Genomic DNA, 21,311 nt, shown 5'->3' with positions numbered 1-21,311 from the left:
TCGACGGTTCTCCGGGTCGAAAATAAAATCTGGCGGTTCGGGCGCCGGGGAGAATCGCGACGGACGATTTCGAACGATTGTTTAAAACCCCGCTGTCGATACCGGACTGCACCGACGGCGGAGCGGAAGACGTATTTGGTACCCTTAGTAACGGTATCGTAACGTATGCATCGAGCGACCGACGGGCGGCAGTCGGCGGCTTTCCCAGCGGGTGGTAGCTGATGGGCGCCGACAGCGCTCGCATTCTCGTCCCGGTCGGCGAGTCCTCTACGCTCCGAAACACCGTCGCCTACGCAGTCCGGGAGGCGAAGGCGGCAGCGGAGGAGGGGGCAGAATCCGCAACTGTCCACTTCGTGTATCCCGCTCGCTGGCGGAGCGTCGACGGCGGGTCGGCCGACGATGCTGAGGCCACAGAGGATCTCCTCGAACGAGTGACCGTCTGGGCGCGAGAGGATCTCGACGACGAGACGGACGCGCCCCCGTCGGTCGATATCGAGACAGCGGTCGTCGGAATCGACCGTTATCTGTTCAGCCCGGGAGACTATGCGGATATGGTCGCCGCGTATGCAGCCAACTACGATCTCGACCGAGTGATCGTCGACCCCGAGTTCCGCCCCGGGGGGAGCGCGCCGATGCTGCGCCCCTTCGAGGTCGAACTCTCGCGGACAGATCTTGCGGTCGAGGAAGCCCCGGTCGGGCGGCAGACGGCCCGGACCCGCCTCGTGTCGCGGACGACGATCTCGAAGGGAGTGCTGACATTCGGCTTGAGCTACGCGTTCTATCTGACCGTCGCCGGGTCGGTCTCCCCGTTCAACCTCGCGACCGGCGCGCTGACGGCGATTCTGGCCGCCGCTCTCTTTTCGAACGTCACGCTCGTCACCTCGCCGTCGCTCCGGAGGAGCACGCTTCGGACCTTGCGGATGGGACTGTTCGTGCCGTATCTGGTCTGGGAGATCATCAAGGCGAACCTCTCGATCGCCTACATCATCCTCCACCCCGACCTCCCGATCGACCCCGAGATGCAGCGGTTCCGCGCCGCCGTCTGGGGCGGGCTTCCGGTGACGACGCTCGCGAACAGTATCACGCTCACGCCCGGGACGCTGACGGTCGACGTCGGTCCCGAGGGGCTCGAAATCCACACCCTGACGGGGGACGCCCGCGATGGCCTCGCGGGCGGGAGCCTCGAACGCGCAGTCCGGTTCATCTTCTACGGCCGCGCCGGCGCGCGGATCCCGACGCCGACAGAGCGGGAGAGCATCTCGGTCGTCGCGGGAGCGGGGGCCGATGAGACGGCAGATTCCGCCGAATCCGTCGTCGCCGAGTCGGATCCGGAGGTCGATTCGCCGACCGAGTCCGGATCGGTCACAGCGTCCGAGTCGACGAGAGAGCCCGAACCGCCCTCCGAGGGAGGTGACGCCTGATGGCGGTGTCCGGCCTGCTCGATCTGATTCTCCTCGGCGCGGCAGGCGCGTTCGTGCTGTTCGCGATCGTGTTGGTCTACCGGATCGTCGCCGGGCCGACGATGCAGGACCGCGTCATCGCGGTCAACGGCATCGGCACCAACGCTGTCGTCGTTCTCGCGCTGCTTGCGGCGGCGCTCGATCAGCCGGGCTTTCTCGACGTGGCGATCGTCTACGGCCTGCTGAACTTCCTGATGAGCATCGCCATCTCGAAGTTCACCGTCGAGCGCGGTGGGGTGATCTGAATGACGATCACGGAACTGCTGGTCCTCTTTTTGGTCGCCTCGGGGACGTTCTTCGCGTTCGTCGCCGTCGTCGGGATCATCCGCCTCCCGGATCTCTACACGCGGGCGCACGCAACGTCGAAGAGTGACACGCTCGGGATCCTCCTGACGCTGGGCGGTGTCGCGCTCGTCTTCGGCGCGGATCTCGCGGTCCTGAAGACGGTCCTGCTCGCTCTCCTGCTCTTCGTGACGAATCCGACGGCCGCACACGCGATCACGCGGGCCGCGTACGACCAGGAGATCACCCCCTGGACGACCGACGACGCCACACCGACAACGGAGGGAGAAGAGTGACGCCGGAGTCGCTTGCACTGTACGCCACGCTCACCTTCTCGGTCCTCGCGGCCGTGGCTGCGACGCTCCTCCGCGACGTCCTGAATTCGATCATCGCCTTCGCCGCGTTCAGTTTCGGGATCGCCGTCGCGTGGATCCTGCTTGCGGCGCCGGACGTCGCGCTGACCGAGGCCGCGGTGGGTGCAGGCATTACGACGGTTTTCTTCCTCGTGACGATCGCCCAGACCGTCCGCCCGCCCGGCGAACGGTTGCTCGAACGGATCGAGTGGCGCTCGGTCGCGATCGTCGCCGTCCTGATGGGGTCGCTGCTTGCGACCGTCCGGTCGCTTCCGGCGGTCGGTTCGGCCGACTCGCCTGTGGCGACGTCGCCGATCACGGCGTACTACCTGGATAACGCTTACACCGAAACCGGCGTCGAAAACGCCGTAACCGCTGTGCTGGCTGCCTACCGCGGGTTCGACACGCTCGGGGAGGCGACGGTCGTCATCGCTGCCGGTGTCGCGGTGCTGCTCGTTCTTCGACAGGAGGCTTACGTATGAGTGGATCAGAGCCGAACGGAACCTACGTAGAGAGTACGATCATCATGACGACGGTCCGCGTGGTCGTCCCGTTCGTCTTCACGTTCGGGCTGTTCGTGATGTTCCACGGCGCGGAGTCGGCCGGCGGCGGCTTCCAGGGCGGCGTCCTCGTCGCCGCGGCGATCCTCCTTCTGGCGTTCGCGTTCGGAATCGAGTCGACGCGGATGTGGCTCGAAGGGCCGGGCGTCCGCACGGCTATCGCGGTCGGCGGCGCGACCTTCGCGTTCGTCGGCATCGGCGCGGTTGTTGCGGACGGCGCGTTCCTGGAATACGCCGCGTACGGGTTCGGGACCAAAGGCGTCAAGTACGGAATCGAACTCGTGGAACTCGCGATCGGAGCGGTGGTCTCCGGCGTCATCGTGGCGCTGTTCTTCAGTCTCGCCAGCGGTGACTTCGAGGGCGTCTCCGGCTCCGAAGCCGAGTCGAGAAGTGACGACGGCGACGCCGATGCCGACACGACGGGAGGTGAGGCCGCGTGATAGACCTGCTTTCGACGCATTACAACTACCTCGTGTTCGTTGCGCTCGTGGGGATCGGCCTCTATGCCGTCACCGCTAGCTCGAATCTCGTGAAGAAGGTCATCGGCCTGAACCTCTTTCAGGTCGGTATCTTCCTGTTTTTCGTCACGAGCGGCTTCGTCGACGGCGCCGCGCCGCCCATCGTCGGCCACGGCTCGGGGCCGTACGCGAGTCCCCTGCCACACGTGCTCATCCTGACTGCCATCGTCGTCGGCGTCAGCCTGACTGCGGTGGCACTCGCGCTCATCGTTCGGATCTACGACGCCTACGGGACCCTCGATGAAGACGCGATTCGGGAGGTGCAACTGAATGACTGACGCGCTCGCGTTGCTCGTCGTCGTGCCGATCGTGCTGGCGCTCGCGCCGATCGCGATCGGTCGCCTCTGGGACCGTTCCGGCTGGGTCGCGGCTGCGGTCGCCGCGGTCGCCCATCTCGGGCTGTCGCTTTCGGTCGCGGGGTCGGTGTTCGCGACCGGCCGATCCTCCTATGCGGTCGGCGACTACACGCCGCCGTTCGGCATCGAACTCGTCGCCGACGGCATCTCGGCGACGCTCGTCCTCCTCGTGTCGGCGGTGACCCTCGGTATCGTCCTCTACGCGCGGACCGCGGGCCCCCACTCCAGCGGCTTCTACAGCGGCCTGCTGTTGCTCACCGCGGGCATCTCCGGCGTGTTCGTGACCGGGGACCTGTTCAATCTGTACGTGTTCATCGAGATCACCGGCCTCGCGACGTACGCCCTGGTCGCGACCGGCCGCTCGCCCGCCGCGGCGATGGCGAGCTTGAAGTACCTCCTCGTGGGCACGATCGGGGCCTCGCTGTATCTGCTCGGTGTCGGCTATCTCTACATCTCGACGGGCTCTTTGAATATGGCCAACCTCGCGGAACTGCTGCCGACCGTCGGCTACGACTCGCCGCTCGTGTTGACCGGCTTCGGGCTGATCGTCGTCGGCCTCGCGGTGAAGACGGCGCTGTTCCCGCTGCACACCTGGCAGCCCGACGCGTACGCCGAATCGCCCGACAGCGTGACGGCGTACATTTCGGCGCTCGTCTCGACCGCCGCGGCGTACGCCCTGTTCCGCATCATCTACGTGGTGTTCACGCCCGCATTCGACGCAGCGGTTCCCTTCGCGCTCGATGCGCTCGTGATCCTCGCGTCGGTCAGCGTCGTGGTCGGCTCGGTACTCGCGGTGCTGCAGTCCGACCTCAAGCGGATGCTCGCGTACTCCTCGGTCGCGCAGTTCGGACTGGTGATCGCCGGCTTCGCGGTCATCAACACGACGGCCGCGACCGGGGGACTCGTTCACCTGGTCGGCCACGCGGTGATGAAGGCGGGCCTCTTCGTCGGCGTCGGCGCGCTCGCGGGGGTCGCGGGCGGCCGCACGGTCGACGATCTCGCCGGCGTCGCAGACCGGGCACCGATCACGAGCGGGGCGGTCGCAGTGCTCGCGTTCGCGCTCGTCGGCGTCCCCCCGGCCGTCGGGTTTGCCGGCAAGTGGCACATCGTCCTCGGGGCGGTCGAGGGGGGCCGCCCGATCGTCGCCGCCGTTGCGGTCGTGAGCACGCTCCTGACGCTCGCGTACTTCGCGCGGGTGATAGAGCGGATGTACTTCCGCGACGCGCCCGCGCCCGCCGAGGTGGCTGAGGACGCGGCCGAGACCGCCGTGGCCGACGGTGGATCGCAGTCGGAACCGGACGCCGGCGACGGAGCCGAGTCGTCTATCGAGGACGACCCGCCGTCCGAGATCCCGAGCGTCTCCGTCGAGGCCCGCCTCGTGGTCGTCGCTGCCGCCGTCGGCGCGGTACTGCTCGGGCTGTTCGCGTCCGATCTGATCGCCTTCGTCGACCCCGTGCTGGAGGTGTACTTCCAATGACCGAAATCGACTCTCTCAGGCCGCTTCTGGCGGTGCTCATCCCCGCCGTCGGCGTTCTCGCTATCCTCGCATCGCACCGGAGACCGAACGTCCGCGAGGGCGTTACGATCCTCACGGCGCTCGCGACGCTGGGGACCGTCGCGAGCCTCCTGCCTGCGGCGCTCGCGGGCGACGTCCTCGTCTCGCGGCTGGGGACGTTCGTCCCCGGCATCGAACTGGCGCTCCGCGGCGACCCGCTGGGAATGATCTTCGCGCTGCTCGCGAGCGTGCTCTGGCTCGTCACGAGCTTCTACAGCATCGGGTATATGCGCGGTCTCGACGAGCACTCACAGACGCGGTACTTCGCCGCGTTCGCGGGCAGCGTCGGCGCGGCGATCGGCGTCGCGCTCGCGTCGAACCTCGTCGCGCTATACGTCTTCTACGAACTCCTGACGGTGGCGACGTACCCGCTGGTCGCCCACGACGAGAGCGACACCGCGCGGCGGGCGGGCCGGAAGTACCTCACCTACACCTTCGGCGGCGGCGTCGCGGTGCTCGCCGGGACGGTGCTCGTCTTCTGGACGACCGGAACGGTCGCGTTCACGCCGGGCGGCATCGCCGATCTGGCGACCGCGGATCCGATTCTGGCGCGTGCGGCGTTCGCGCTCCTCGCCGGCGGTTTCGGCGTGAAGGCGGCGCTCATTCCGGTCCACTCGTGGCTCCCGGACGCGATGGTCGCGCCGACGCCCGTCTCGGGGCTCCTGCACGCGGTCGCGGTCGTCAAGAGCGGCGTCTTCGGGATCGCGCGGGTCGTCCTCGACGTCTTCGGGCCGGAGACGGTCTCGCAACTCGGCGTCGGGCTCCCCCTTGCGGCGGTGGCCGCGGTTACCATCCTCGTCTCCAGTATCATCGCGCTCAGGCAGGACAACCTGAAGCGCCGGCTCGCGTACTCGACGATCAGCCAGCTCTCCTACATCGTGCTGGGACTCGGGCTGCTCTCACCGGCGGCGCTGATCGGCGGGCTGCTCCACATCCCGGCGCACGCGTTTATGAAGCTCACCCTGTTCTTCTGTGCGGGCGCGATCCACGTGGAGACCCACACCGACGACATCAGCGATATGGCCGGGATCGGCCGGCGGATGCCGCTGACGATGGCCGCCTTCGGCGTCGCCAGCCTCGGGATGGCGGGCCTGCCGCTGCTGGCCGGTTTCGTGAGCAAGTGGTATCTCCTGATCGGCAGCATCGACGCCGGCAACGCGGTCTTCGCGCTCGTTCTCCTGACATCGGGACTGTTGAACATCGCCTACTTCTGGCCGATCGTCTACCAGGCGTTCTTCCAGACCGCCGAGGACGCGGATCAAAAGCCCCTCGTCGAGTTCCCGATCGGCGGCCGGCCGCTCCGCGCCGACGGCGGTGAACGGACCGACCGGAGGGACGAGGAGACCGGCGACGCGTCCGACGACGTGGAAAGTGACGAACCCGGCGACGCGTCCGACGACGTGGAAAGTGACGAACCCGGCGACGCGTCCAACGATATCGAGGACGTCGAGATCCGCGACGTGTCTGCCGATGCGCCTGCGGACGAATCCCACAGCGCGGACGACGGTGACTCCGACGGCTGGTCCGATCCCGTGGCCGCCGTGGATTCGGTCGGGGGTCCGGACGTGCCGGTCGACGGCGTCGATCGGGTCGAACCCGACATCGAACCGTCCGAGGGGGAGAGTCAAGTCGAGATCGAAGCCCGGATCGAGGGCGACTACGCGGTGGATAGACATCCGAGCGATCACCTCGACGACACGGAGGAGCCAACGTCGGAACCGGACGCCGACGGGCACTCGACCGTAGAGACGGCTGTCGAGGCCGACGAGCACGACAACCACGATCACCACGGCGGCCCGCCGCCGTCCGGGTGGGAGCGCCGCGGACTCGGCGCCGAGAGCACGTGGTTTATGCTCGGGCCGATCACCGCCGCCGCGGCCGGGGCAGTCGCGCTCGGCCTCGCGCCGCGCGGGATGGTCTTCCTCGCGCTCATCGAGCGGGTGGTCTTCGAGGTCACGGGGGTGGTGTTCTGATGAGCGCCGCTTCACTCCCGGCTATAGCGATCCTCGCCGCCGAGAGTTCGGTGTCGCTGCCGACCGCCGACGTGCCGACCGTCGTGCCGCCCGCTTTCGTCGTGCTGGCGGTCGCGCTCGTCGCGCCGCTGCTCTCGCGCCGCCTGGGCCACGCCCTGGGCGTCCTCGCGACCGGCGGCGTGGCCGTCTGGTCGCTCGTCGTCCCCGCCGGCGTGTATCTGGAGACCTCGTTCCTCGGTTTCGATGCGGTGCTGCTCAACGTCGACCCCTTCTCGCGGCTGATGGGCGTCATCTTCGGGCTCATCGGGGCGGCGGCGGTGCTGTACTCCTACTCGTCGGACGCGGAGAACCGCCAGACCGCCTTCGCGCTCGGCTACGTCGGGACCAGCCTCGGCGCTGTCTACGCGGGCGACTGGCTGACGCTCGTGTTCTTCTGGGAGCTGATGGCCGTCACCAGCACGCTCTTAGTGTGGGACTACGGCGGCGAGGCTGTCCGGGCGGGCTTCCGGTACGCCATCTACCACGGCCTCGGCGGGAGCCTGCTGATGGCGGCGGTGGTCTGGCAGTACACGGTGGTCGGCTCGTTCCTCTTCACCGCCGCGGACGGCATCGTCGCCGGCGTGCCGGCCGTCCTCGCGGCGATCGGGATCGGCGTCAACGTCGGCTTCGTGGGCCTGCACACCTGGCTGCCCGACACCTACCCGCGGCCGCACGTCGCGGCGAGCGTCTTCCTGTCGGTGTACACCACGAAGACGGGCGTCTACGGCCTCGCCCGGGCGTTCCCCGACGGCAACCTCGCGATCGCCTATATGGGCGCGGCGATGGCGCTCGTCGGCGTCGTCTACGCCCTCCTGCAGAACGATATGCGGCGGCTCCTGTCGTATCACATCCAGTCGCAGGTCGGCTATATGGTCGCGGGGGTCGGCGTCGGCACGGCGCTCGCGACTGCGGGCGCGTTCGCGCACGTGTTCAACCACATCCTCTACAAGGCGCTGCTGTTCATGACTGCGGGCGTCGTGATCGCGCGGACGGGCAACCAGAGCCTGAAGTACCTCGGCGGCCTGGGGCGGGTGCTGCCGGTGACCGCGCTGGCGTTCACTGCGGCGGCGCTGTCGATCAGCGGCTTCCCCGGGTTCAACGGCTTCGTCAGCAAGGGGATGATCACCGCGGCCGCCCACAAGGAGCACCTCGACGGGATCTTCTACATCCTGCTGGCCGCGGGCGTGGGAACGTTTATGTCCTTCATCAAGTTCGGCTACTACGCGTTCCTGAAGGAGGGGACCGGGACCTGGACGCTCCAGCCCTCGGCCACCGGCCAGCGCGTGGCGATGCTCGGCGTCGCCGCACTGTGTGTCATCCTCGGGCTCTATCCCGACGCGCTCTTTGCGCTTCTGCCCGGCAGCACCGCCGACGCGCATCCCTTCACGCTCAGCCACCTCGGCGAGGGATTCCTCCTCGCCGCCCTCGGCGTCGTCGGCTTTGCGGCCCTGAAAACACCGCTCTCGAAGATCGGGACGGGCATCGACGTCGACGTCGTCGTCGAACCGGCCGCCTTCTACGGCACGCGCGGCCTCGTCCGCGGCGTCACTGAACTCTTCGCGGCCGTCGACCGACTCGTCGTCATCGGGACGACGGCCGCGGTCGACGTCGCATCCGATCCGTATACCGTCGCCCGCGGGACGGTGGGGCGGTTGTTCGGGATCACGGACGACGACATCCGCGACGGGAGCTTCCGTGCGGGTATCGCCACGAGCATACTGCTCGTTCTCGCCGTGCTCGCGGCCACGCTGGTCGGGTTACTCTGAGCCGGTCGTTTTCGCCGATCGCGACACCACTGACAACCGTCGGAGACGACAATGGGCCGAGATGGCACGTTCCGGCGTCACCTCCCCGCGAGCCGTGCCCACCGGTAACGTTCGCGGAGCGAAGCGGTGCTCTCGCTTTCGACACGCGGAGTGAGTACTCGCTTTGCCGCTTTTCTGACTACGAACGGATGACGGATTAATAATTAATATAGATCTCAAGGACAGTTCCGCATCTAAACGAAGTATTTATGCCATTCTGTCCTTTTCTTTCTAGTAGACAATTGTACCGAGTACGACACGAGACACACCGATGATCGACGCACACGTACTGGTCTTCGGCGGGGGACAGGTCGGGCGCCGCCTGGCGGAGGACCTGATCAAAGACGGCGGGGACGGGGTGACGGTCGGGTTCCTCGACGGCGACGAGGCGGCCGTCGAACGGGCGATCGGGGCCGGTGTTCGGGCCGCGCAGGCGCCCGTGTCGGACGCGGACTCGACCGTCGTTGCCGCGACGGCCCGTGCCGACCGCGCGTACCTCGCGAGCGGGAGCGACAGCACGAACCTGCTTTTGGCACAGCGGATTCGGCTCTCGGAGGCGGACATCGAGACCGTCGTCGTGATCAACGACCCCCGGAACCGCGAGGCGTTCGAGGCGCTGGGTGTCGAGACCGTGTGCCTGGCAGCGATCCTCTCGGACGGGATCCGCGAGCAGGTCTCCGAAGGCCTCACGGCCGCTCCCGGACGGTCGGGAGGAGAGGGCGACGCTCGATCAACTCAGGACCGGTCCCCCGACCGGAGGGACTGCTGACGTGCCGAAAGCACTCGAACGCGACCTCGGTCTGCCCGCGGTGTTGGCGATCAGCATCGGTGCGATGGTCGGCAGCGGCATCTTCATTCTCCCGGCACTCGCGATCAAGATTGCCGGACCGGCCGTCATCTTCGCGTACGTTCTCGCGGGTGTTCTCGTCGTCCCGGCCGCCCTCTCGAAGGCGGAGATGGCAACAGCGATGCCCGAGGCCGGCGGCACCTACCTGTACATCGAACGCGGGATGGGCCCGCTTTTGGGCACCGTCGCCGGCATCGGCACGTGGTTCGCGCTGTCGTTCAAAGGCGCCCTGGCGCTCGTCGGCGGCGTCCCGTACCTGCTTCTGTTGTTCGACGTGCCGCCGGGCGTCACGACGCCGGTCGCGCTCGGGCTGGCTGTCCTGCTCGTCCTCGTGAACGTGTTCGGTGCCAAACAGACGGGTCGGTTGCAGGTCGTCATCGTCGTCGTGATGCTCGCTGCGCTCGTCTGGTTCGTGATCGGCGGCGTCCCCGCCGTCCGGCAGCCGAACTACACACCCTTCTTCGAGGGTGGCATCGGTGGACTGCTGGCGGCGACGGGGCTGGTCTTCGTCTCCTACGCCGGGGTGACGAAGGTGGCAAGCGTCGCCGAGGAGGTGTCGAATCCCGACCGCAACATTCCGCTCGGAATCCTCGGCTCGCTGGCCTTCACGACCCTCCTCTATGCCCTCATCGTCACGGTGATGATCGGCGTGACCGACCCGACGAACATCGCCGAGAGCGCGACGCCGATGGCCGTCGCCGCCGAGGCGACGCTCGGTTCCGCGGGCGTCGGCGCTGTCATCCTCGCTGCGCTCTTGGCCCTCGTGAGCACTGCGAACGCCGGTATCCTCTCCTCGTCGCGGTACCCCTTCGCGATGGCCCGGGATCGTCTGGTTCCCGACTCGATGGCGTCGGTGAGCGAGCGGTTCGGGACGCCCTCGAACTCCATTACCCTCACCGGGGTCGTCCTCCTGATTCTGATCGCGTTCGTCCCGATCCTCGAGATCGCAAAGCTCGCGAGCGCCTTCCAGATCCTCGTCTTCGTCCTGGTCAACGTCGCTGTCGTGGCGTTCCGGAACGGCAGCACGACCTACGAGCCGTCCTTCACCGGGCCGTGGTATCCGTGGGTTCAGGTCTTCGGCGTCGTCAGTGGTCTGGTGTTGCTGACGCAGATGGGGGTTGTTCCGCTTGTCGGTGCCGTGGTCCTGACCGTCGCCGGCGTCGGCTGGTTCCTCGTCTACGGCCGGAACCGCGTGGACCGCGAGGGTGCGGCGGTCGACGCGGTCCGTCGGCAGGTCGGCCGCAACGCCGTCGATCGGACACGCAGGGTGATCAACGACGGCGGGGTCGATTACCGGGTTCTCGTCGCGCTCGATCACGAGGTCTCGAAGGCGGAGGAGCGCCCCTTCGTCCGCGCCGCGGCCGCCGTCGCCCGCGCCAACGACGGTGAGGTCGTCGTTACCCGGTTCGAGCAGGTGCCCGATCAGGTGTCGCTGACGTACGCCTCCGAGACGGAATCGCCGGCAGACGTCCAGTTCGAGACGCAGACGGGCGAACTCGACGACGAGTTCGACGTCCCGGTCAGCAGCGGTACGATCGTCTGTCACGACGTCCGCCACGCAGTCGTCAACTACGCCGACCACGCGGACGCGGATCTGCTCCTGATGGAGGACGCCGCACCGTCCCGGGGGCTTCGCGGGCTCCTGTTCGGTTCGGACGTGGAGTGGGTGCTCCGTCACGCGCCCTGCGACGTCGGCCTCCTGAACGTGGGCCCGGAGGGGCTGGGCGACCTCGATATCGTCGGTGTGCTCTCCGACGAGGGCCCCTACGATCCGGCGAAGATCGCCGTCGCCGACGCGCTGGCGGTCGCCGGGAACGGGTCGATCACGCTGGCGTACGCCGGCCGCCCGGACGCCTCGGAGATCGAAGAACAGACGCTGCAGGACTACCACGCCGAGGTCGCCGCGCTCTGTTCGGTGCCGGTCGAGAGCTGTGTCCCGTTCGGGGACACGGAGAACGCCGAGGCCTTCACCGACGCGGACCTGGTCGTCGTCAGTGCCAAAGAGCGGACGAACGACGCGATCGCCGCGTATCTCACGGGTACTGACCGTCCAGTGCTGGTCGTCCACCAGCAGGAGTCCGAAGTACACGGCCGACTCGTCCGTGCGATCGAGCGGCGGCTCTTTTGAGCCGCTCTGCCTGCAAGCGGCGTTGCTTCCGTCTCGAAGCGCGGATACGGCAGAACATAACACATATTTAGTGTACGATATGCACACAGTGTATGGCCGCAGTCGACCTCGACGACCTCGACCGATACATTGTCTACGCGCTCCAGCGTGACGCGCGACATACCTCCAGCAGCGACATCGCCGAGGCGAAGGGCGTCTCGGCCAGCACGGTCCGCAACCGGCTCTCGAAGCTCGAATCGGCGGGGATCATCCGCGGCACCCACGTCGACGTCGACTACGAGCGGATGGGCTATCAGCTCTACACGATCATCTTCTGTACCGCTCCCATCCCCGAGCGCGAACGGCTGGCGGAAGAAGCACTCGACGTCGAGGGCGTGATCTCCGTCCGGGAGATTATGACCGGCGAGGAGAACGTCCACATCACCGCCGTCGGCCGCGACAGCGACGACCTGAGCCGGATCGGCCGCGAACTCAGTTCGCTCGGCTTCGAGATCGTCGAGGAGGAGATCATCCGCAACGAGTACACCAACCCCTACAGCCCGTTCGCCGAGGGCGTCGGCGACGCTGACAACGATCAATAGAATCTCTGCGGAGCGATCGCGGTGGAGACCCACCTCCACCGGCAAATAGAATTGTGATAATACGTAACACAGTTCTATGCGTGGAACCGAACGACACGATCCGACAGACGCCGACGCGGTCACGCTCTCGACGGGGCAGACCCTCGAATTCCCGGTCCCGATCGACAGTACGATCAGCAGCGTCATCCTGCCGGCAGACTGGGATGCCGCCGCCGGACTGTTGCCGCCGGGACTGTCGCCCGTCCGCGCGGGCCTCGGGACCGCAGCGGTCTGGCTGATGGGTGCCCAGCACCGAAATGTCGGCGGCGGCGCACTGGCGGACTACGACGAGTTCGCGCTGATGATAAGCGCGACCGCGGGCGATCCGGCGGGGATCCCCTACGTCTCGCCGCTCCTGCGGACCGAGACCTACGTGTGGTATATGCCGGTAACGACAGAGTCCGCCCGGGCGTTCGGCGACGAACTGTGGGGGTATCCGAAGGTGGTCGCCGACATCGATATCGAGGAGCGAGACGGACGGCGACGAACGCGGGTGACGGTCGACGGCGACCACCTGCTCACGTTCGCGGTCGAGCGGCCGCCGATGATCCCTCGCGACGACACCCTGATCACGTACGCCGTGCAGGACGAGACGCTCCTGCGGATCGAAGCCGATATGGTCGGTGAAATGGGCCTGTGGCCCTACACGACCGCATTCTCGCTCACGCTGGGTGAGCACCCGAAGGCCGAGACACTCCGAAGCCTCGACCTCGGCGACAGGGCGTTTGCCCGGCTCTTTGGCGAGGGGCGCTTGCGGTTTCCGGCCGGCAAACCAGTGGGGGCCAGCTGATGAGCGCTGTCACTGCGCGCGAGGCGCTCGCGTACGCCCTCAGCCGGGAACTGGCGATCCTCTACGCTGTCGTGCTCGGCGGCTACGTGGCGCTGCTTTTGGCCGGGTGGTTCGCGTCGGGGCTGGCCCTCCGCGGGGGCGGCGGCGGGTTCCTCGGGCAACTGCTCGCGGCGGGTCTGTTCCTCGTCGGGTTCGTGGCGGTTCTGGGCGGCCTCATCGGGTTCGTCTACAAGGTGATCGCGGACGCAAACCGGGCCGCACGGACCTGATCCGTCTCATACTGATTTCGCTCGTCTCTTCCCCCCGAGCGTCGCCAACGGGGATGGCGCTCGGCGGTAAAACGTGAGAGTAAGCAGTCTCAACGGTCGAGCGTCGCGGCCAACCGTGCGGCGATCTCAGCGCCGAGTTCGGTCTTCGTCCCCGCGAAGTCGACGGCGTCGTCGGCGTCGACGAACAGCGTCCGCGTCTCCTCTTTGCCCATCACCGAGGCGTCGTTGGCGACGACGAAGGCGAGGTCGGTCCGGTGCAAAATCCCGCGTGCGGCCTCGATCATCGCGTCGTCGTCGCCCGACGTCTCGGCTTTGAAGCCCACGATCGGGAGGTCGGGATGAGTCTCCCGGACGTCGTCGAGGAGTTTCGGCGTCGGTTCGAGCGTGAGCGTCCGCTCCTCGCCCGAGCGGAGCTTCTCCGCGGCGGCCTCGACGGTGTAATCCGAGATGGCGGCCGCCGACACGAGCGCATCGGCCCGCTCCCGGTCGTTGATCGCGGCCCGCTCCCGGTCGTCGACGTCGCCCTGCTCTTGCTCGTCGCCCTCGCCTCGGCCGACGGCCGCCAGCGTCGCATCGTGCATCTCGGCGGCCGATTCGACCGTGACCGTCTCCGCGTAGTGGACGTCGCCGCCGTCGTGGACGAGCGTGACGTCGGCGCCGCGGACGTGACACGCGCGGGCGACGGCGCGGCCGGTCTTCCCCGAGGCGCGGTTCGTGATGATCCGCACGGGGTCGATCGACTCGGCGGTCGCCCCCGAGGTGACGACGACCCGCCGTCCCGCGAGCGTGTCGTCGGTCGTCGCGCGGGCGACCGCGGTCACGATCGCTTCCTCGCTTGCGATCTTCGCCTTCCCCTCTTCGATCCGGGGGTCGACGAAGTCGACGCCCCACGATTCGACGCGCTCGATGGCGTCCAGCACGCCCGGGTGGTCGTACATCGGCTCGTGCATCGCGGGCGCGACGACCACGGGCACGTCCGCGCCGAGGGCGGTCGTCGCACAGGTCGTGACTGGCGTGTCGTCGACTGCGCTCGCGACCTTTCCGACGGTGTTCGCCGTCGCGGGCGCGACCAGGAGGACGTCCGCCCAGCCGTCCCGGCCGCAGAGTTCCACGTGCTCGACCCGGCCGGTGAGTTCCGTCACGACCTCCCCGTCGGTCGCGAACTCGACGGCCCAGGGGTGGATGATCCCCTGTGCGCTCTCGGTCATCACCCCGCGAACCGTGGCACCGTGGCGCCGCAGCTCGTGGGCGAGTTCGACCACCTTCACGGCGGCGATACTCCCCGAGATCCCGAGTGCGACGTTGACGCCGTCTAACATCGATCGCAGTTCGGCGCGGGCGGTGTAAAACTCCCCGGTGTCCCATCGGCGGGGGATCTCGCGTCTACACGGCGCCCGTCAGCTGCACCCAGTACGCACCGGTCGCTGCGGGGGATATGTATACCGTCCGGCCGATTATCACATACTGGAACTGAACACCTGCGATATCAAGGGACGGTGTCTACGCCAGGTTACCGGGTAGACCGCTTTGAGAGAGCTCCGGACGGAGAGTTGCCGGCGTACAAAGAACACTGTAACACGAACCTATCAGATCTTGTAATGGACCTCAAACCGTGGCGCAATCCGCTCGTCGTCGTCGGTGGCGTGATTCTGTTTGCGACAGTCGTCGCCAGCCTCGTTGCGACGGCGTCACTCCGGGCCAGCCTCGCCCAGACGACCGTTCCGTGTCTCATCGGCGTGAGCCTGATCGCCTACGGTCGGTACGCGGCCGACGAGCGAACGGATCGATTCGGGCGCACCATCCTCCGATGGACGGGCTACGGGCTCCTCACGTTCCTCGTCGTCGGGTTCTGGTTCGGGGTGCTCAGCCGGACGTTCGACACGTCGTTCCTGCTCGCGATCGTGGCGTCGCTGGGAACTGGCGCCGCCGTCGGCGCACTCGTCGGACTCTACTCTGCGCGGCTGAAGCGCGCGAACGAGGATCTCGCCGCGAAGAACGAACAGCTGGACCAGTTCCTCAGCGTCGTCAGCCACGACCTGCGGAACCCGCTCAACGTCGCCGAGGGCCGACTCGAACTGGCCGCCGAGGAGTGTGATAGCGAACATCTCGAACCGATCGACCGGTCGCTCGACCGGATGGACACGCTGATCGACGATCTCCTGACGCTCGCCCGGCAGGGCGAGGAGATCGAGGAGATCGAACCTGTCGACCTCGCGACCGTGAGCGAGCGGTGCTGGGACAACGTCGCGACGGCCGACGCCTCCCTGGTCGTGGATGCGGACCGGACGATCGAGGCCGACCGGAGCCGGCTGCAACAGTTGCTGGAGAACCTCTTCAGAAACGCCATCGAGCACGGTGGCGACGACGTCAGGATCACCGTGGGCGAACTGGCGGATGGCTTCTACGTCGCCGACGACGGCCCCGGAATCTCCCAGGACAAGCGCGGGGACGTGTTCGAGAGCGGCTACACCACCGCAAGCGACGGGACGGGGTTCGGACTCGCCATCGTGGCCGAAATCGTGGGCGCCCACGGCTGGGAGGTCGACGTCACCGAGAGCGACGAGGGGGGCGCGCGGTTCGAGATCACCGGCGTCGGCTCGTGAGCGGGACCCAGTTCGGAACTCGGTCCCCGAGAATACGTCCGAACTCCAGCCAGTCAGTACTCCGATCCGGGCTCGTAGAGCCGCTCGTCGTCGGTGGCGTCGACCGAGGCGAGCCCGCCCGGTTGGCCGCCGGTTTCGACGGTGAGTTGCCAGCGACGGTCGCCGAGCGGGGTCGCCGACGCGAACCGGAAGGTCGTCTCCGGCAGCCTGCGGGCGATCGCGATCGACAGCGGGAGCGTGGGCAGCCGCCCCGTCCGCTCGGCGAGAGCGTAGTCGCCGAGCGTGACCGTCCAGCCGTCGCCGTCGGCCGCGGGCGTGACAGTCCCGGACCCGACGAACCCGACGGTTTCGAGGCTCTCGATCGCCGCGCGGATGCCTTCCTCGGGGCGGAGCGACGCCCGCCCGTCGGCGCAGCGGAGCGATGCGGCAGCGACCTCGACAACCGGGACCTGTTCGGCACGGTCTGTGCGCGCTGCAAGTTCGCTCGTCAGGCTCCACAGCATCGTGAGACAGAAGTCGTCGCGGTCGGCGACGACCTCCGCGAGCGTGAGGTACGTCTCCATCGCCGCCGACTCGACCTCCCGAAGCCCGACCTCCGAGAACGCTTCGAGAGTTGCGCCAGCCACGTCGTGACAGAAGGAGAGGTAGCGGAGCCGCGTGTCCGCGTCCGCGGCGGTTGCGACACCGTTCGGCCCGTTGGCGACGTCGTGGACCAGCGGTTCGTAGAAGGGGACCTGCGGGTCGTACTGCCGGAGCGTCGCGCGGTACTCGGTCGCTGCGTCCGCTGCTTCTGCGGCCGTGTCCCGCTCGCCGAACCGGAGTCCGGACACCGGTGAGGGTTCACAGCCCGTCCGCCCGCAGACCACCGCATACGGTCCTTCGGGCGCTGCCAGCCCGTCGACGTGCCGGCGGATATCCAGAAGCGTCGTCCCAACCATCGTCTGTGATATGATCGCTCTGCGACAAGTACGTTCCGATCGGCGACAACGCTTTTTAACCGTACCTCCCAGGGGCCGGTGTGGACGAACTCGTCGTGAGCACGGTGGTCTATTTACCGGCCAGAGAGGTCTACGACTTTCTCGTCGATTTCCCGCGCTACACCAAATACTCGAAGCACCTGCGGAACGTCGTGCGGCGGCAGGGGGACGGCGGCGCGGGCACGCGCTACGCGCTGCGGTTTGCGTGGTGGAAACTCACTTACACCGTCGAATCGGCGGTCACCGAGGTCGACCCGCCCGAACGCATCGAGTGGGAGATCGTGAAGAACCTCGACGCCGGCGGCCGCTGGCGGATCGAGGCACTCGACGAACTCCCCGACGACGCCCCCGACGAGGCCGAGGCTGCCTCGCGGGTCTCCTTCGAGGTCACCTACGATCCCGGATCGGCAAACGAGAGGAGCGTCGATCTCCCGCGGTTTGTCTCCCTCGGGTGGGTTGTCGATCGGATCAAACCCGCGATCACGAGCGAGGCCGAGCGCCTCGTCGAGCGCGTCGTCGCGGACCTCGAAGGATCCCCCCGTCCCGTCGATCTGACCGTCGAGCGGCGATCCTGAGCGACGCGACAGCGGATTCACCCGTCGACCGTGTGGGGCCGACACACGGTGCTGGCCCGATGCCGAAAGATGGATACCCCCTCGGCGGGCAGCATGCAAAAGAATGAATCCGGGTGAGTCTCCGTGCGCGTGATCATTGTCGGCGCGGGGCAGGTCGGATCGAGTATCGCCGCCGATCTGGCCGACGAACACGACGTGATCGTCGTCGACTGCGACGGCGACCGGGTCGAGGAGTTGAACTACTCGCTCGACGTCCTGGCTGTCACCGGCGACGGCACGTCGGTGTCGACACTCGAGGAGGCCGGCATCGACGACGCGGACATGGTGATCGCTTCGACCGACGACGACGAGACGAATCTGGTGATCTGTTCGACGGTGAAGGCGGTCTCCGGGGCGTTCACGATCGCCCGGGTCAAACAGACCGAGTACCTCCGGACCTGGGAGGGCTCCGAGCGGGCTTTCGGCGTCGACTTTATGGTCTGTACGAACTTGCTCGCGGCGGAGTCGATCGTCCGGATGATCGGCCTCCCCGCCGCCCGCGACGTCGATCCGTTTGCGGGCGGGAAGGTGCAGATGGCCGAGTTCGAGGTCGACGAGGGCAGTCCGATCGCGGGCCAGACCGTCGAGGAAGCCGACCGGTTCGACTCGCTGACGTTCGTCGCCATCCTGCGGAACGGGTGTGTGGAGATCGCCCGCGGGAAGACCGTCGTCGAGGCCGGCGACCGCGCGGTCGTCATCGGCTCTCCGGAGAGCGTCCAGGAGTTCGCCCGCTCGGTCGATCCCGAGGAGACCGCCGGTGCCGCCGAAGAGGTGGTCATCATCGGCGGCTCGGAGATCGGCTACCACATCGCGCGCCTGCTGGAGGAACGGGGCTTCAAGCCGCGACTCGTCGAACGGGACGAGGAGCGCGCCCGCGAACTCGCCGAGGAGTTGCCCGGGACCGTCGTGATGAAATCGGACGCCACCGACATCGAGTTCCTGGAGCGCGAACACGTCGGCGACGCCGACATCGTCGTCTCGACGCTGGACTCCGACGAGAAGAACTTGCTGGTCTCCCTTCTGGCCGAGCGGATGGGCGTCGAGCGGACGATCGCCATCATCGACACCGGCGAGTACGTCGACCTCTTCGAGACCGTCGGCGTCGACGTGGGCGTGAGCCCCCGGGGCGTCGTCGCCGAGGAGATCTCGCGATTCACCCGCGAGGACGACGCCGAGAACATCGCCCTCATCGAATCGGACAAGGCGGAAGTCCTCGAAATCGAGATCGGCGAGGAGAGCGTCCTCGCCGGGCGGCCGATCCGCGAGTCGATGGGTGATCTCCCCGACGGCATCGTCATCGGCGCCATCACGCGCGACCGGGAGTACGTCACTCCCCGTGGCGATACCGTCATCGAAGTCGGTGATCACGTGGTGCTCTTCGGCGGGATCGACGTGCTGGACGGCGTCACCGCACAACTATGAACGCGCTCCGTGTCGACGTCCGGGCGAGCCTCAGCCTCGTCGGCTCAGTCCTGAAGTATCTCGCCGTCCCGCTGTGTCTCCCGCTCGTGGTCGCGCTCTACTACGGGGAGACGGTCGTGCCGTTCGTCGCGACGATGGTCCTGACCATCGCCCTCGGTGTGGGCCTCGAACGGCTGGAGCCCGACCCGGACCTCCGCGCCCGCGAGGGCTTTCTGATGGTGGCGGTGACCTGGGGTGCCGTCGCCGTCGTGGGGGCGGTCCCCTACCTGATCGAGGCCCACGGCGTCCCGCCGCTCGTGGCCCCGATCCACCCCGAATCGACGCTCGCGAACCCGGCGAACGCGCTCTTCGAGACGATGAGCGGGTTCACCACCACCGGGGCGACGGTGCTGGGCGACATCTCCTTCGAGTCCCATACGCGATCAATTATGCTGTGGCGGCAACTCACCCAGTGGCTCGGCGGGATGGGAATCGTCGTCCTCGCGGTCGCGATCCTCCCGGAACTCTCGGTGGGCGGGGCCCAGTTGATGGACGCGGAGGCGCCAGGGCCCGGCATCGAGAAACTCACGCCACGCATCGCCGAGACCGCGCGGGCGCTGTGGGGGGCGTACCTCGCGCTCACGCTGCTCGAAATCTTCCTTTTGTACTCGCTATCCGTGGTCGGGATCGACCCCGCGATGACGCTGTACAACGCGGTTGCTCACGGGCTGACGACGATGCCGACGGGCGGGTTCTCCCCCGAAGCGCGGAGCATCGAGGCGTTCAGCGCGACCGCCCAGTGGATCATCATTCCCTTCATGGTCGCCGCGGGGACGAACTTCGCGCTCTTCTGGCACGTGCTCACCGGCGACTCGGGGAAGATGATCCGCGACTCGGAGTTCAAATTCTACCTGGGGGCCCTGGCCGTCGTCACGGCCATCGTGGCTGCGGTCCTCTTCGGGGGCAGCGGCTTCGTCAGTACCGCCCCTGTCGAGGGGACGTTCGACACGGCGTATCTCGAAACGTTCAGTTCGCAGATCTCCGGCCAACTGGAGCCGTCGCTCCGCTATGCCGCCTTCCAGGCGGTCTCGATCGTGACGACCACCGGCTACGCGAATATGGACTTCAACACGTGGGGTGCACCCGCGCAGTATCTGCTCTTCTTCGCGATGTTCATCGGCGGCTCGGCGGGATCGACGGGCGGAGCGGTGAAGATCGTCCGCTGGTACGTCATCCTCAAATCGATCCGGCGTGAGCTTTTCACCACCGCGCACCCCGAAGCCATCCGCCCGGTCCGCCTCGGCGGCCACACGATCGACGAACGCGCGATCCGGGGGATCTACGCCTTCACGCTCCTGTATCTCGTGCTCTTTTTCGTCGCGGCCGGGCTGTTGTTCCTCGATTCGCTGCGGGTCGGTCTGGAACTCACTGTGTTAGAGCTGATGTCCGCGACGGCCGCCACCCTCGGGAACGTCGGGCCGGGCTTCGGTGTCGTCGGGCCGATGGGGAGCTATCTCGCCTTTTCGGACGCCGGGAAGCTCTTCATGTTCGTGCTGATGTGGATCGGGCGACTGGAGATCATCCCCGTGTTGGTGTTGCTGACGCCCGAGTACTGGCGACGCTGACCGTCGCTCCCGCTTCCGTTCCTCGCCATCGCTCCCGAACGAGGAGCAACGGGTCCTGCGCGGGCTGACGGGTCGTGGTACCGCGACTCTCGGAAGGGTTATCCCGCGTCCGGCACTATGTTTGTTTGCAATGGCAAACGGAAAGGTTGATTTCTTCAACGACACTGGCGGCTACGGTTTCATTTCGACTGACGACGGCGACCTCGACGACGACGAAGACGTGTTCTTCCACATGGAAGACGTTGGCGGCGAGGACCTCACGGAAGGTACTGAGGTCGAGTTCGAGATCGAGTCCTCTCCCAAGGGGCCTCGCGCAGCGAACGTCGTTCGGCAGTAACTACCGAGATATCCCGTCGTTCATAGCGACGACCTAACTCGATTTTCACGAAGCTACGACCGAGAGCCGACGGCTCTGCATTCTCTGTTCTGACCGACTGATACCTTGATCTCTCCTGGGAGTGGCAACTGCTCTCTGACGCTTCGGCTGCCGATTTCCCACCACGGAGTGTCGACAGCGATCAGAAACCTCACCCGAG

The 21,311-nt window shown here is 67.1% G+C and carries 21 protein-coding genes; 19 read left to right on the top strand and 2 right to left on the bottom strand.

What is annotated here, in order from left to right; translation table 11 throughout:
- The first annotated feature begins 221 nt into the window (after positions 1–221).
- The 14 genes from RJT48_RS05955 (at position 222) to RJT48_RS05890 (ending at position 13,555) form a co-directional block, all read left to right on the top strand.
- Complete coding sequence (locus RJT48_RS05955) at positions 222–1,421, top strand: monovalent cation/H+ antiporter subunit E (RefSeq protein WP_311171324.1); 1,200 nt, start codon at positions 222–224, stop codon at positions 1,419–1,421.
- Complete coding sequence (locus tag RJT48_RS05950; RefSeq protein ID WP_311171323.1) at positions 1,421–1,705, top strand: cation:proton antiporter; 285 nt, start codon at positions 1,421–1,423, stop codon at positions 1,703–1,705. The genes RJT48_RS05955 and RJT48_RS05950 overlap by 1 nt, the downstream gene beginning before the upstream one ends.
- Complete coding sequence (mnhG, locus tag RJT48_RS05945) at positions 1,706–2,038, top strand: monovalent cation/H(+) antiporter subunit G (RefSeq protein WP_311171322.1); 333 nt, start codon at positions 1,706–1,708, stop codon at positions 2,036–2,038.
- The gene (locus RJT48_RS05940; RefSeq protein ID WP_311171321.1) at positions 2,035–2,577 is read left to right on the top strand and encodes a DUF4040 domain-containing protein; all 543 of its coding nucleotides are present in this window, start codon (positions 2,035–2,037) and stop codon (positions 2,575–2,577) included. Before mnhG ends, RJT48_RS05940 begins: the two co-directional genes overlap by 4 nt.
- Positions 2,574–3,095 (top strand): MnhB domain-containing protein, encoded by a 522-nt coding sequence (locus RJT48_RS05935; RefSeq protein ID WP_311171320.1) that lies wholly within the window; start codon positions 2,574–2,576, stop codon positions 3,093–3,095. The genes RJT48_RS05940 and RJT48_RS05935 overlap by 4 nt, the downstream gene beginning before the upstream one ends.
- Positions 3,092–3,451, top strand: a complete 360-nt coding sequence (locus tag RJT48_RS05930) for a cation:proton antiporter subunit C (protein ID WP_311171319.1) — start codon at positions 3,092–3,094, stop codon at positions 3,449–3,451. Before RJT48_RS05935 ends, RJT48_RS05930 begins: the two co-directional genes overlap by 4 nt.
- Positions 3,444–5,006, top strand: coding sequence for a monovalent cation/H+ antiporter subunit D family protein (locus RJT48_RS05925; protein WP_311171318.1), 1,563 nt, complete (start codon positions 3,444–3,446; stop codon positions 5,004–5,006). Before RJT48_RS05930 ends, RJT48_RS05925 begins: the two co-directional genes overlap by 8 nt.
- Positions 5,003–7,057 carry a cation:proton antiporter gene (locus tag RJT48_RS05920; protein ID WP_311171317.1) on the top strand — a complete coding sequence of 685 codons (2,055 nt, stop codon included), beginning with the start codon at positions 5,003–5,005 and terminating at the stop codon, positions 7,055–7,057. Before RJT48_RS05925 ends, RJT48_RS05920 begins: the two co-directional genes overlap by 4 nt.
- Positions 7,057–8,862 (top strand): Na(+)/H(+) antiporter subunit D, encoded by a 1,806-nt coding sequence (locus tag RJT48_RS05915; RefSeq protein ID WP_311171316.1) that lies wholly within the window; start codon positions 7,057–7,059, stop codon positions 8,860–8,862. Before RJT48_RS05920 ends, RJT48_RS05915 begins: the two co-directional genes overlap by 1 nt.
- A gap of 310 nt (positions 8,863–9,172) precedes the next feature.
- Positions 9,173–9,670, top strand: coding sequence for an NAD-binding protein (locus RJT48_RS05910; RefSeq protein WP_311171315.1), 498 nt, complete (start codon positions 9,173–9,175; stop codon positions 9,668–9,670).
- A 1-nt stretch (position 9,671) separates the two neighbouring features.
- A complete protein-coding gene (locus RJT48_RS05905; RefSeq protein ID WP_311171314.1) occupies positions 9,672–11,876 on the top strand; it encodes a universal stress protein in 2,205 nt (734 codons plus the stop codon).
- A gap of 92 nt (positions 11,877–11,968) precedes the next feature.
- Positions 11,969–12,457, top strand: a complete 489-nt coding sequence (locus RJT48_RS05900; protein ID WP_311171313.1) for an Lrp/AsnC family transcriptional regulator — start codon at positions 11,969–11,971, stop codon at positions 12,455–12,457.
- Positions 12,458–12,533: 76 nt separating this feature from the next.
- Complete coding sequence (locus tag RJT48_RS05895; protein ID WP_311171312.1) at positions 12,534–13,286, top strand: acetoacetate decarboxylase family protein; 753 nt, start codon at positions 12,534–12,536, stop codon at positions 13,284–13,286.
- The gene (locus RJT48_RS05890; RefSeq protein ID WP_311171311.1) at positions 13,286–13,555 is read left to right on the top strand and encodes a hypothetical protein; all 270 of its coding nucleotides are present in this window, start codon (positions 13,286–13,288) and stop codon (positions 13,553–13,555) included. Before RJT48_RS05895 ends, RJT48_RS05890 begins: the two co-directional genes overlap by 1 nt.
- An 89-nt stretch (positions 13,556–13,644) precedes the next feature.
- Here RJT48_RS05890 and coaBC read toward each other — a convergent pair whose 3' ends face one another.
- Positions 13,645–14,874, bottom strand: coding sequence for a bifunctional phosphopantothenoylcysteine decarboxylase/phosphopantothenate--cysteine ligase CoaBC (gene coaBC, locus RJT48_RS05885; RefSeq protein ID WP_311171310.1), 1,230 nt, complete (start codon positions 14,872–14,874; stop codon positions 13,645–13,647).
- A gap of 279 nt (positions 14,875–15,153) precedes the next feature.
- Here coaBC and RJT48_RS05880 point away from each other — a divergent pair, with 279 nt between their 5' ends.
- Positions 15,154–16,158: a sensor histidine kinase gene (locus RJT48_RS05880; RefSeq protein ID WP_311171309.1), complete on the top strand. Its 1,005-nt coding sequence runs from the start codon at positions 15,154–15,156 to the stop codon at positions 16,156–16,158.
- A gap of 53 nt (positions 16,159–16,211) precedes the next feature.
- On the opposite strand, the gene RJT48_RS05875 is transcribed toward RJT48_RS05880, so the two are convergent.
- Positions 16,212–17,096: a DUF7551 domain-containing protein gene (locus RJT48_RS05875; protein WP_311171308.1), complete on the bottom strand. Its 885-nt coding sequence runs from the start codon at positions 17,094–17,096 to the stop codon at positions 16,212–16,214.
- Positions 17,097–17,176: 80 nt separating this feature from the next.
- Between RJT48_RS05875 and RJT48_RS05870 the strand changes: the two genes are divergently transcribed.
- The 4 genes from RJT48_RS05870 to RJT48_RS05855 all read left to right on the top strand — a co-directional run bounded on the left by RJT48_RS05870 (position 17,177) and on the right by RJT48_RS05855 (position 21,112).
- A complete protein-coding gene (locus RJT48_RS05870) occupies positions 17,177–17,710 on the top strand; it encodes a type II toxin-antitoxin system RatA family toxin (protein ID WP_311171307.1) in 534 nt (177 codons plus the stop codon).
- Between the two features lie 123 nt (positions 17,711–17,833).
- A complete protein-coding gene (trkA, locus tag RJT48_RS05865; RefSeq protein ID WP_311171306.1) occupies positions 17,834–19,171 on the top strand; it encodes a Trk system potassium transporter TrkA in 1,338 nt (445 codons plus the stop codon).
- Positions 19,168–20,775: a TrkH family potassium uptake protein gene (locus RJT48_RS05860; RefSeq protein ID WP_311171305.1), complete on the top strand. Its 1,608-nt coding sequence runs from the start codon at positions 19,168–19,170 to the stop codon at positions 20,773–20,775. The genes trkA and RJT48_RS05860 overlap by 4 nt, the downstream gene beginning before the upstream one ends.
- A 130-nt stretch (positions 20,776–20,905) precedes the next feature.
- On the top strand, positions 20,906–21,112 hold the full coding sequence (locus RJT48_RS05855; protein WP_311171304.1) for a cold-shock protein: 207 nt from the start codon (positions 20,906–20,908) through the stop codon (positions 21,110–21,112).
- Positions 21,113–21,311: the final 199 nt, after the last annotated feature.

The organism is Halobellus ordinarius (assembly GCF_031823395.1).
Taxonomy (GTDB): domain Archaea; phylum Halobacteriota; class Halobacteria; order Halobacteriales; family Haloferacaceae; genus Haloquadratum; species Haloquadratum ordinarius.
The sequence above is the reverse complement of the archived record's forward strand: the minus strand, read 5'-3'. Positions and strand labels throughout refer to the sequence as shown.